This window comes from Wolbachia endosymbiont (group A) of Trypoxylon clavicerum (assembly GCF_947251665.1).
Taxonomy (GTDB): domain Bacteria; phylum Pseudomonadota; class Alphaproteobacteria; order Rickettsiales; family Anaplasmataceae; genus Wolbachia; species Wolbachia pipientis.
In genome coordinates, this window is record NZ_OX366374.1 from 21,242 (window position 1) to 33,947 (window position 12,706).

Here is a 12,706-nt window from a genome sequence, read left to right on the forward strand (position 1 = left end):
TCTGTGGACAAAATTTTAGAGAAGCCATACAAGAGCTCCAACAAAATTGAGAAAACCAATAAAAACCTCAGCAGTTTTATCAAATCTGGAAAAAATGCGCCTAAAATTTTTAATTTTACCAAAAAAACACTCAATCAAATGACGTTCTTTGTAGATATGCTCATCGTAATACCTTTGCACTTTTCGATTCCGTTTTGGCGGAATAACTACTGTACATCCCTTGTCTTCAAGACTTGTAACAAAGGCATTGCTATCGTAGCCCTTGTCAGCTACTACAGTAGAGTTATAGATACTTTCGGTCAACACTTGTGCCTGCGTAATTTCATTTCTTTGACCAGGAGTCAGAGTAAATTTAAGTGGATTTCCAAGTGCATCGACAAGTGCATGTATTTTAGTTGTAAAGCCACCTTTGCTCCTCCCTAAAGCTTCTTGATCCTTGGAGTTTTTTGTATATCCAGATGAACATGGATGGGCTCGGATGATCGTACCGTCGATTATAGCAACTTCTAAATCAGGCTCTTGTTTAGTATATTCAAGCAATTTTTTCCAGACATCTCTTTCACACCATCTTTTAAATCGCTTATGTATACTCCTGTAATTACCATAAGTTTTTGGTAAAAGTCTCCATTGGCAACCACTTCGCACTATGTACCACACTGCCTCTATGAATATTCTTAAACGTTTTTCATCTTTGCTGTGCATTCCTTTTACGCTTTTTATGAACTCTAAAATTTGTTTCCAATTTTCCTCTTTGATGTAATATTGCATATGGTAGTTTCTCCATTTTTTACCTATTAGGCTAAACTACCATCTTTTTCTCTCTTTTCATATTTTTTGTCCACAGAGCCTAGAGATATAATTTATTTATGTGAGATGTAGTAATGGGTCAACATTTCAAGTTAACTGGTCAGGAGTTTTGTGATAATGCTGATCTGTTCAACGTATTGGAAATAGAAGCTAAGCAAGTTATAGGTAAGGATCATCAAGAGCTTAGTAGCGTTTTAAAAAAACAATATAGAAAATTGATTCTTGTACACCACCCTGATAAAGGTGGAAATGAAGAAAGATTTAAAAATCTTGACAAAGCTTATAAAGAATTAAATGCATATATTGAACCTTTAAAGTCAGGGGACCCTTGTGTTAAAATTAGCGTTGATGCTGAAAGTGATGGGCATTTAACAGCGCGTGAATTCCATTATAGGAAGAAATTATTTGAAAAATTGAATATCACTGAAGAGGAAGTTAGAGGAAGGAATTTTGCTGAGCTTGCTTCTATACTTGAAAAAAAAAGCAGCTCGCTAATACAGGATCTGCAACACCAAAATAAATTAATCCATGATATAAATTATTGGACAAGATATGGCTCACTTTTCGATGATAAAGTCAAAGAGCTGAGAAATGAGCTTGACGAACACTTGCTTAAACCTAACATACAATTATTTAGTTATATCGCCCCTTTAACAAAGAATGGAAGTTTAATAAGGGAAGACAAACAAGCGCTAATGCAAAAGTTTATAAAGCGTAGAGACGATTTGCTATCTAGTCTTTTTAAGACCAAGGCATATACTTTACTTTTTTTAGCCTTTGCTGAAGCAACTTATTGCTATATTTTCTTACCTACTTGGTTAATTGCCAGTAATACCTTGATGTGTTTATGCTTGCCACTAGTAGCATTAAATCTTATTATGACAGAGATTTTATCTGCTTTAACACAACATTACGAAAAAAAATACAAAAACTCTGAAATTTCTACTGATCAATATGTAAATAGAATAAATTGTATTTACTTATGCTATAAGCTTTTTGTTTTTTACCCTTTGCCTGTCTTTTTTACTTCTTTAATGATAGAGGGTTTTATCTCTGGCAGTTTTTATGTTGATGTGACAATATTTGGTACTTTGTCATTGTTAGCACTGCTAGCTACTGAGATATTTAGTCCTACATTTTCAAAGGCTTGTGAAATATACACTGAAAAACACATGAAAGATTTACTTGAGGAAGATCTAAGAGATAGAGTGCAAAAGGAAACTGATCTGTTAGGACGGTATGATCCACGAAGGCTATTAATGCCAATAATTATGCCTCTTGTTAGAAAGTGTTTTACAGAGGTGGCAAGCGAATTTGCTGAGAGGAATTTCGATGAAGTAAACACTAATATGTCTGATGTTAACACTGAACAGCCACCTAGACCTCAAGCGGTTGAATTTGCATAATAGAATATTACGGTATAGTATAAACTTTTAGCTCTATGCATGGACTCAAAAAAAGTAGAACTAATATTTGAAAAGTTTCAACAATCAAATCCTGCGCCAAAAATAGAGCTAAATTATACCAATCATTTTACGTTACTGGTTGCGATAGTTTTATCAGCGCGGACAACTGATGTAAGCGTTAATAAAATTACAAGAGAACTATTTAATATCGCTGATACGCCAGAAAAAATGCTGAGCTTTGGGCAGAGTGAGCTGAAAAAATGCATAAGCAGTATTGGTTTATATAATTCCAAAGCAAAAAACATAATCGGGCTCAGCAAAATATTGATTGAGAGGTACAATAGCAAAGTGCCTACTGATTTCGATGATTTGGTGTCTTTGCCGGGAGTGGGAAGAAAGAGCGCTAATGTGTTCTTAAATTCGGGGCTTGGCATTCCAACATTGGCAGTTGATACTCACGTTTTTAGAGTGAGCAATAGAATCGGGCTTGTGAAAGAAAAAGATGTGTTTAAAACAGAACAATCTCTTTTAAATGTGGTTCCCAAAAAATACCTGCTTTATGCTCATCATTGGCTAGTTTTGCATGGTAGATATGTTTGCAAAGCACAGAAACCTTCGTGTGAAACGTGCATAATTCATGATTTATGTGAATTTGAGTGCAAAAGGTATAAAGTCTAGTATTTCTTTTTTTGTCATCCAAGTAGCTATAGAAACGAAAAAACTTACTTGACACATTTTGCTGGAATGATACAAGTTATTATTCAAACAACAGTTATGCAAGAGATCTGATTACATCTAAGCTAACAATGGACCACTAGATATATTACTAACCACGTTGACCTGATTCAATATTTTATTAGTGGGATTGAAATAATTTTCTATAAATTCCTTATATATAGCTGTTAACTTGTGTATATCGTTTACTGATACGCATTCGTTTATCTGATGTGCAGTTTTGTTGATTATACCAAATTCAATCACTGGACAAACATCTTTGATAAACGCAGCGTCAGATGTGCCACCACTTGTGCTCAGCGCAGCATCAATACTGGTAACTTTATTTATTGCATCAAGCATAATATCAGTATTCCTATCGGGAGTAGAGAGGAAAACGTCCCTGCTGCTATGCATAAAAAGCTTATAATCGTTAGTTACACTAGAGCATATTTCATCAATCAGCTTATATAGGCCACCCGGTGTTTGTTCATTGTTATATCGAATGTTAAAACATGTAGTTGCTGAGCCAGGTATTAGATTGCTAGTATTATTTCCAACATCGATAGTAGTAACTTCGCAATGTGAAGGCTGAAAATATTTATTACCACGATCAAAAGTAGCATTTTTTACCTTACTCAATATCGATATTACCTTATATATTGGATTATCTGCTAGGTCTGGGTAGGCAACGTGCCCTTGTTTTCCATGGCAAATTAATTCAAATGTTACAGAACCTCTTCTGCCTATTTTTATGGTATCACCTAATTTCTCACTACTGGTTGGTTCGCCAACCACACAAAAATCTATCTTTTTCTGCTTATTTTTCATCCATTCCAAAACTGCCTTTGTTCCATATTCTTCCATGCTTTCTTCAGCACTGGTAATCAATGCACTTATCGAACCATTAAATTGAAACTTCTCTGCAATCAAATTTACCATAGCAGCAATAAATGCAGCTACTCCGCTTTTCATATCAGCGGCCCCTCTTCCATATAGCATTCCATCCCTCACTTCTGGATTAAATGGACCAAATGCCCAATCTTTTAACTGACCCGGTGGTACAACATCAACGTGCCCAGCAAAGCACAAATTTGGTACTCCATTTATATATTTCGCATAAAGATTTTTAACTTTATCACCAAATTCTAAAATCTCACAATCAAAGCCGCTCTTCTTGAAGATTGTTGCTATATACTCTATTGCCCCGCTGTCTTCTGGTGTTATACTCTCAAAAGAGATCAATTTCCTAGTTAGCTCTACAGGGTCAATTTTCATGTCAATCTTAAAATACTTATACTGCTATATTGTAAACACTCTATGCACTATTTAAAACAAATATTACATCAAACCGAACAAACTTTTCTAAGGGAAGTAATAACAGATTACTACCTTGCTGATGATATCTATGAAATATGCACACGACACGGAAATGACGTCTTTCTAGTTGCAGATAAAAATACAGCAAAACTTTTAAACAAAAACGTACTTAATAAAATTCCTAACTTAATTATTCCAGCTCCACCTCCACCTGTCATTCCAGCGCGTGACACTGGAATCCATAAGTTGTTTTCCTGGATCCCAGTGTCAGCTACTTGCATGACACCAAGCAGAGCTGCCTCTCTTGAAACCGTAAATCTAGTTAGAAACAAAGCAAAAGACAGTGACTTAATAGTTGCATTTGGTAGCGGCACTGTTAACGATATCTGCAAATATGCAAGCTACCTCGAGAAAAAAGATTATATATCGTTCCCAACAGCCGCTTCTATGAATGGATATACCTCTGCAAATGCTTCAATATTAGTAAATGGATATAAAAAATCGTTCAAAGCACATCTTCCAAGAGCAGTATATATAGATATAGACATACTTGCCAATGCACCACTGCGTCTCACATTAAGCGGATTTGCAGATTTCATTTGTCGTTCAACAGTTCAGGCTGACTGGCTACTATCTCATTTGTTGCTTGGCACAGAATACAATGAATTACCTTTTACACTTGTTCGCGATTTGGAGCAAATTTTGCTAAGAGAGTATACGGCGCTTACTAAAAGAAGTAGAAAAGTGGTCCTATTACTTATGGAAGTTCTACTAATTTCAGGACTTGGAATGGTAATATCAAAAGGCAGCTATTCTGCAAGCCAAGGAGAGCATATGATAGCTCACGCAATGGAAATGGTAACAAGAGATCATTCCTTACTACATGGCGAAAAAATTGCTGTTACGACGATTACCATGGCTAATTTGCAGGAAAAGATATTATCAATACAAAACCCGATTATCAAACCGACCACTTTAGATGTAAAACATATAACTCAGTGCTTTGATAATATCGAATTTGTAAGAACTTTTGAACAGAAGCAAATTATGCAGCAAAAAATCCAAGAGATTATTTGTAAAGAATGGCATAATATTTCCAGTTTAATTAAGCAAAATTTACTACCTGCAAAACACCTGCAAAAAATATTTGAAGATCTATCAATTCCACACTTACCAGAGCACCTCAGTTGGAATAAAGAACAATATTGTAAAGTGGTTGATCTTGCGTTTACAACAAGAGATAGATTCACCTTTCTTGACTTAGCTAACTGCATAGAAGAAAGTTAAGTTTTGTAGTGAAATTCTGTCATTTAAAGAGATCATAGGCCAAAAGCTAAACCCTTTTCACAATCTCTTATCCATTGTCTCCTCACCTGAGTGGATATACAACTCATTCCAAGTAACTGACACTGGGTTTCACCAATAGCACTGCTTTGCTAAACATAGTTTAGTTCGAGTGGCTGAGGAGGGACTTGAACCCCCGACCAAGAGATTATGATCCTCCTGCTCTACCAACTGAGCTACTCAGCCTAATTAAAAACCTTATTATACACACGATCTATATGTTTCGTATAATACTTCAAATCAAACAAAGATTCAAGTTTTTCCGAGTTAATAACCTTAAGTAAGGGTTTATCTTGTTTCAATTCGGCCAGAAAATCACTGTTGTTTTGTTTCACTTTCATTGCATTGCTCTGAACAATTTTATACGCCTCTTCCCTCGCCAAACCACTATTTACTAACTCAAGCAATACACGCTGTGAGAAAAATAAACCTTTTGAAGAATTTAAGTTCTTTTCAATGTTTTCCTTATTGATCACCAATTTATCTATCAAATCTGTTAATCGCACTAAAGCAAAATCCATTGTTATACAAGCATCAGGAGCAATGCATCTTTCCACAGACGAGTGTGATATATCACGTTCGTGCCACAATGCAACATTTTCTAACGCAGGAAAAACATAACTGCGTATTAAACGTGAGAGTCCAGTCAGATTTTCACTTAAAATAGGATTACATTTGTGTGGCATAGCAGAGCTTCCCTTCTGCCCAGTGGAAAAATGCTCAGAAATTTCGCCGATTTCAGTTCTTTGCAAATGACGAATTTCAACAGCAACATTTTCTATTGAGCTTGCAATCACTCCCAAAACTGAAAAGAACATAGCATGTCTATCACGAGGAATGACTTGAGACGATATGATTTCAGGTATGAGTCCTATTTCTTTCGCTACATATTCTTCAACAAACGGATCAACATTTGCAAAATTACCTACTGCACCTGATATTTTACAAATTGAGATTTCTTTTTGCGCGCTAATTAATCTCTGATAATTGCGTTTAAATTCAGCATAAAATCTGGCAAATTTTATTCCAAGAGTTGTTGGTTCTGCATGCATTCCGTGACTGCGTCCAACACAAACAATATCTTTATAGTCCTCAGCTTTTTTTTTCAATGCTGCAAGTAAATTTTTTAGATTCTCGAGCAAAATATCACAGGACTCTTTCAGTTGCACCGCAAGGCATGTATCCAAAACATCAGAACTTGTCATTCCATAATGAAGATAACGAACATCAACTCCCGCTTTTTTAGCAATATATGTCAGAAAAGCTATAACATCATGTTTTACAATGGATTCAATTTCGTTGATACATTCAACATCAAATTCAATAGCACCAGAGAGGTTCTCAGCAATATTATTCGGAATCACTCCTAACTTTGCTTGAGCTTCACACGCTAATTTTTCTATTTTAAGCCATATATTAAATTTATTATTTTCCTCCCAAATGGAAGACATTTCTTTTCTGCTATAGCGGGGAATCATTTTTGATTTATTCCAATAATGGTGTCATTCCAGTGCGTGACACTGGAATCCAGGTATAAAAGTATTTGCAAATTATTCAATGGACAACGGATTCTAGAAGCATAAAATAATGTCCATGATGAAATAAACTGGATCCCAGTGTCACGCACTGGGATGACATGAGGGGAGCACTGGGATGACATCAGCTTAGCCATGGCAGACATTTCTTTACGACTATAACAAGGGATCATCTTTGATCAGCTATCATCACCATCAGTAGCTTCTTTATTCGCATCTTGCTCTGCCTCTTGTTGCTCAGACTTCTGATTTTGCAATTTTACTTGCCTTAGCTCATTTGCATCTGTTTCGGATTTCACGACGTATATAGTAATTGGTACTACTACTTCACTATGTAATTCTACGTTTACTTGGTATTCACCCAAGTTTTTGATGCTTACTCCACCAAAAGATAAACTACGGTGATCTATCACATGTCCTTCTTGTAGTAAAATTTTCGCAATTTCACGTGTTGTTACAGAACCAAAAATTTTACCATCCTCTGAAGCTTGCTTTATCAATACCACAAACTTATCATGTAGTGACAATGCAAGCTCTTTTGCTACATTTAATCTTTTTATATTCTCTTCTTCCAGTAATAAACGTTGCTCCTCTAGCTTTGTTAAATTTTCCTTGGTAGCTTTCACCGCTTTTCTTTGTGGAAAAAGAAAATTACGTGCATAACCTGGTTTAACTTTGACAACTTCACCAAGCTTACCTAAAGTCCTTATATTTTCCTTTAAAATTATCAACATAAATTACCTAAACTTTTTTAGTACAGTAAGGAATAAGAGCTAAAAAACGTGCCCTTATGATCGCTAAGCGTAACTTCCTTTGTTTTTTTGCACATACACCTGTTAACCTTCTAGGTAATATCCTACCATAGTCAGAGGTAAACTTGGATAATAAATCTATATTCTTATAATCTATGTCTTCATCTTTAGACGCAGCAAGAGGGCAAACTTTAGAACGCCTAAAGCCAGTCCTATTATTTACAGATACGTAAGAATTATTAAAACTATTTCGTCTTTTCATCATTATGCGCTTTGCTCCTCAATTTGTTTATTCATCATATGAGATTTACCTTCAAAAATTTTATCAACCTGCACAGGAAAGTGGCGAATAACGTTCTCATTAAGTTTCATTCTACGCATAAATTCATCCAGAATGCTTGCAGTAGAACTTATGCACATTATACAATAATGACCGCTCTTCATTTTATTTTTGTGATATGCAAAATCCAAAAGACCCCAATGTTCATACTTGATTAATCCTGATGCTTCAATGTTTTTCAAAAGCATTTCCAACGCTTTGCTCGATTGAGTTGGACCGTTTATTCTAAAATCTTTCAAAATATCTTGAAAAATCTTTATTAGATGTTCTGAAATATTTCTCTTCAAAGCATTTACTGCGTTATGGATAAACGCACTTTTAGTACTGCCTCCTAGAAATTTTGTAAAATCTTGCGTTATTCCTAAATCTTTTAGGTCATCTTTCAACTCTTTATCGATTTTTGACTTCACTTCTTTCAAATTTGAAAGATCTTCTTCCAATTCAACCCATAAAATTTTTGTAAGATCTTCCAAGAAATCAGAGTAAGCAACTAGACCTTCTTTAATGTTTTCAGCACGCACTTCTAACTCTTGTGTTGTAAGCTTGTCATTTCCTTTTTTCAGAATATCCCTGATTTGCTGGAACATAACATCTGCTTTAATATTTTTCAATGAAACAGCTAGCTCTTGGACCATCTCCTCTACTTCTTGCTGTAATAATCCTTGTTGTGTTATAAAAGTAAATTCATAAAGATTCACTATATCTTCCTTTAATACCGATTAAATATTTCATTATATAAAGCTTTTTTATATAAGCAAGTTATTTGTATTAATTTCTACGCCTTTAATCCAGCTTAAGTTAGATATTTCATAAATTACTTGAGGAGCAATTGAGTATGCACCTGGTAATAAGATGCTCACTTTATGTTTTTCGAGAAGAAGTTTTAGCATTATTTTGGTTCTGCCTTCATCTTTCAATATTGTGTTTAATTCCATAGCGGCTTTTTGCGAATCCGTGCACTCAGTGGTGAGAACTAATTCTTTTATTGTAGAAGTGATTCTTTTTGTAAACTCAGATATATCTTTGCCTGCCAATCTTGTTGTATTTTCCGAAGCTTCAAGATCAATTATCACAAATGTTCCTGGTGAAAATAAATCTCTTTTTTCTTCTATTATTTCATTATTATAGAATGCTATTTCAGAAACGTTATGGGGATCAGAAAGTGTGAGGATAACAAACCTTCCACGCTCTGAAGTTCTCATACGTGTATTTAATATTACCCCAGCAGTTTTTGCTGTTCTATTTTCTCCGATAAACCCAATATTTAACTTTTCCAGAAGAGTTCTAAATTTTTCAAGCGGATGATTAGTTAAATAAAATCCTAGTGAAAATAACTCATGTTCTAATTTTTCCTCTTCATCAAAATCTTCCACATTCTCAAGTTTCGGTTTGAGGACATCAAGACTACCAAACAAAGCAGCTTGACTTGATTCTCTATCCTGTTTGTTTTTATTTGCAAAGTAAATCAGCGTGTCCATTGACTCATATAGCTGCTTTCTGTTCTTATGCACGCTATCGAATGCTCCGGATTTAATCAGGCTTTCTAGCGCTCTCTTATTTATTGTATGACCTGAATTTTGAATGAATTCCCATATGTCCTTACAAGCGCTTGAACGTACGTTCACTATTCCTTCTGCTATAGAAAAACCAACATTCCTCAAGGCAGCAATACCATAACGTATGCGTTCATCCTCTATTGAAAATTCAGCTTGAGACTTGTTTATATCAGGTGGAAGAACGGTAACGCCACTAAACTTTGCTGCATGATAAAATAAATTCAGTTTATCTCTATCATCAATATTCAGATTCATTAGTGCTGTAAAAAATTCTAATGGATAATTAGCTTTAAGGTAAGCCGTTTGATAAGATATCACCGCATATGCTGCAGCATGAGATTTATTGAACCCATAACCAGCAAATTTTGCAACAAGGTCAAAAATATAACTTGCCCTGTCATAATCAACGCCATTCTTCGTTGCCCCTTGGATGAAAAGTTCACGTTGTTTATCCATCTCTTCCTTGATTTTCTTACCCATAGCACGTCTCAGCAGATCTGCTTCCGCTAAGCTATAGCCGGAAAGAATACGGGCTATTTCCATCACTTGTTCTTGGTAAATTATTACCCCAAATGTCTCTTTTAATACTTCCTCGAGTAACGGATGAATATAATCTGGCTTTTCAAGTCCATGTTTTCTTGCAACATAAGTTGGAATGTTATCCATAGGTCCTGGACGATAAAGGGAGATTAAAGCGATGATGTCCTCGATGCAGTCTGGTTTTAACTTGATTAAAGCTTCTCTCATTCCCGAACTTTCAAGCTGGAACACTCCAATTGAATCACCGCTAGAGAGCATCTCATAGGTTTTTTGATCATTCAAAGAAACTAAAGAAATATCGATCTTTTTTTCATCACGATTAATTAAACGACACACATGATCTATTAGCGTTAGCGTACCAAGTCCAAGAAAATCAAATTTTATTAGCCCAGCTTTTTCCACATATTTCATGCTGTATTGAGTGATTGGCAGAGCCGAATTTGGATCGTAGTACACAGGAACAAAATTTTCCAACTTTTGATCACATATTACAATTCCAGCAGCATGAGTTGAAACGTGACGATATATTCCTTCGAGCTTAAGAGATATAGCAAGGAGCTTTGCAATTACTTCATCACTATCCCGTTCTTTCTGCAGATTTTGATCAAACTCTATCGCTTGCGATAAAGTTACAGGATTTACTGGATTAAATGGAACCATTTTAGATATTTTATCCACTTGAGAGTAAGGCATTTGTAATACTCTACCAACATCACGCAATACTGCCCTTGCTTGCAATTTACCAAAAGTGATTATTTGAGCAACATAACCGTACTTTTTCTGAACATAATCAATAACCAGGTCCCTTTTCTCTTGGCAGAAATCGATATCAAAGTCAGGCATCGATACACGATCAGGATTCAAAAATCTTTCAAATATTAGGCCAAACTTTATTGGATCAAGGTCTGTAATCTGCAAGCCCCAAGCAACAATTGATCCAGCACCAGAGCCTCTTCCTGGACCAACTGGAATGCCATTTGCTTTGCTCCAACGAATGAAATCAGAAACTATCAAAAAGTAGCCAGCGTAGTTCATCGAAGTTATCACACTCAGTTCGTAATTCAGCCGATCGTAGTATTGTTTAAGGTCTATGTCTGTCTCATTCGCAATACGGAATTCTAATCCTGCAACTGCCTGCTCCCTCAGTTCTTCATTCTCAGTTTTATTTTCTCGACAAGGAAATTTAGGCAAAATAGGCTGCCTGCTTCTTGGCATGTAAGAGCACCGCTTAGCTATCACTAAAGTGTTATGAATTGCTTCGGGAATGTCGCTGAACAGCTCCTCCATTTCTGCCACAGATTTGAAGTAATGCTCGGTAGTTAACTTCTTTCTGTTATTCTCCAGGGCATAACTCCCCTCCGATATACACGTTAATATATCATAAGCCTCATAGTCAGACCTATTTGGAAAAAATACATCGTTCGTTGCAACTAGTGGTATATTGCGCTGATAAGCAAAGTCTATCAAAGCTTCTTCAAGCTCTAGCTCTTTATTCAACCCATGACGCTGCAATTCAACATATAAATGACCATTGAATGCTGAAAGCAGTTTTTCAACCGTTTCTTTATCTTGCCCCAACAATAGTTGAGCCAAACATCCACCGGTTAAAGCGATCAGACCCGTACTTAAATTCAATAGCTCATCAAAATCAACGTAAGGAATATCACTGTTATTCTTGCGCTTTCTAAAAGACTCACTCACCAAAGTGACTAAATTAGTATATCCTTGCTCATTTTTTGCAAGCAATAATATAGGTAAATTTTGTTCTGAATGTTTTACTATAATATTGCATCCTATTATTAGCTGTATTCCTCTACTTGCTGCATATTCTGCAAACTCAAGTGAACCAAATAAATTACCTGAATCAGTAATTGCAACCGCTGGCATTTTATTTCGCAAACAAAGGCCGATCAGCTCCTCAATTTTAACCGAGCTTTCAAGAAGCGAATAAACACTGTGAACACGTAAGTGTATGAACATAAGAAACTTTAGATCAACAAAAAAGGATAACATTAATTTACTCATGAGAACATAATTTTCATGAGAACAAAAGCCTATAAGATTTCTCAAATCTAAGGTTAAAATACAAAAAACTTACTTGACAAACTCCGCCAGCCCCCTTATCATGAAACTGAAGCTATTGTATTTGCTTTCGCCAATCTGCAGATTAAAAGGTAAGGATTACTTAATGTATCGGCGTCTTATGTTTAATTTTTTGCAGTATATAGATACTGTATGTCTTTACAAAACTTCATCTACATCTAGATTTTTATCTAAATAAGCTGAACGCGCTTATAAAGCGTTACAAGACATCAAAAAATGCCAATACTCGACAGAGATAGTAAAAGACTAGCTAACTCGGGGATTCTTTGTCTTTTTTTCTGCTTAGTAA

The 12,706-nt window shown here is 35.4% G+C and carries 10 protein-coding genes and 1 tRNA gene; 3 read left to right on the plus strand and 8 right to left on the minus strand.

Translation table 11 applies throughout. From position 1 onward, the window contains the following. Window positions 1–15 precede the first annotated feature (15 nt). Window positions 16–768, minus strand: a complete 753-nt coding sequence (locus tag OPR60_RS00100; RefSeq protein WP_265039632.1) for an IS5 family transposase — start codon at window positions 766–768, stop codon at window positions 16–18. Window positions 769–881: 113 nt separating this feature from the next. On the opposite strand from OPR60_RS00100, the gene OPR60_RS00105 reads away from it, so the two are divergent. Together OPR60_RS00105 and nth are read left to right on the plus strand one after the other, a co-directional pair. Continuing rightward, window positions 882–2,213: a DnaJ domain-containing protein gene (locus OPR60_RS00105; protein WP_265039640.1), complete on the plus strand. Its 1,332-nt coding sequence runs from the start codon at window positions 882–884 to the stop codon at window positions 2,211–2,213. Window positions 2,214–2,252: 39 nt separating this feature from the next. Next, window positions 2,253–2,891 carry an endonuclease III gene (nth, locus tag OPR60_RS00110; RefSeq protein WP_065094492.1) on the plus strand — a complete coding sequence of 213 codons (639 nt, stop codon included), beginning with the start codon at window positions 2,253–2,255 and terminating at the stop codon, window positions 2,889–2,891. A gap of 117 nt (window positions 2,892–3,008) precedes the next feature. Here nth and dapE read toward each other — a convergent pair whose 3' ends face one another. Beyond that, a complete protein-coding gene (gene dapE / locus OPR60_RS00115; RefSeq protein WP_065094493.1) occupies window positions 3,009–4,205 on the minus strand; it encodes a succinyl-diaminopimelate desuccinylase in 1,197 nt (398 codons plus the stop codon). 42 nt (window positions 4,206–4,247) lie between these two features. Here dapE and OPR60_RS00120 point away from each other — a divergent pair, with 42 nt between their 5' ends. After that, window positions 4,248–5,534 (plus strand): iron-containing alcohol dehydrogenase, encoded by a 1,287-nt coding sequence (locus OPR60_RS00120; protein ID WP_065094494.1) that lies wholly within the window; start codon window positions 4,248–4,250, stop codon window positions 5,532–5,534. A gap of 170 nt (window positions 5,535–5,704) precedes the next feature. Here OPR60_RS00120 and OPR60_RS00125 read toward each other — a convergent pair. The 6 genes from OPR60_RS00125 to dnaE form a co-directional block, all read right to left on the minus strand. Further along, window positions 5,705–5,777, minus strand: a tRNA-Met gene (locus OPR60_RS00125). Then, window positions 5,777–7,069, minus strand: coding sequence for an adenylosuccinate lyase (gene purB / locus OPR60_RS00130; protein ID WP_265039641.1), 1,293 nt, complete (start codon window positions 7,067–7,069; stop codon window positions 5,777–5,779). Before purB ends, OPR60_RS00125 begins: the two co-directional genes overlap by 1 nt. A gap of 236 nt (window positions 7,070–7,305) precedes the next feature. Continuing rightward, the gene (rplI, locus tag OPR60_RS00135; protein WP_006279792.1) at window positions 7,306–7,860 is read right to left on the minus strand and encodes a 50S ribosomal protein L9; all 555 of its coding nucleotides are present in this window, start codon (window positions 7,858–7,860) and stop codon (window positions 7,306–7,308) included. A gap of 7 nt (window positions 7,861–7,867) precedes the next feature. Beyond that, window positions 7,868–8,143 carry a 30S ribosomal protein S18 gene (rpsR, locus tag OPR60_RS00140; RefSeq protein WP_007548890.1) on the minus strand — a complete coding sequence of 92 codons (276 nt, stop codon included), beginning with the start codon at window positions 8,141–8,143 and terminating at the stop codon, window positions 7,868–7,870. Further along, window positions 8,143–8,916, minus strand: coding sequence for a 30S ribosomal protein S6 (locus OPR60_RS00145; RefSeq protein WP_065094495.1), 774 nt, complete (start codon window positions 8,914–8,916; stop codon window positions 8,143–8,145). Before OPR60_RS00145 ends, rpsR begins: the two co-directional genes overlap by 1 nt. Window positions 8,917–8,964: 48 nt before the next feature. Next, window positions 8,965–12,294 (minus strand): DNA polymerase III subunit alpha, encoded by a 3,330-nt coding sequence (gene dnaE, locus OPR60_RS00150; protein WP_065094496.1) that lies wholly within the window; start codon window positions 12,292–12,294, stop codon window positions 8,965–8,967. Between the last annotated feature and the right edge of the window lie 412 nt (window positions 12,295–12,706).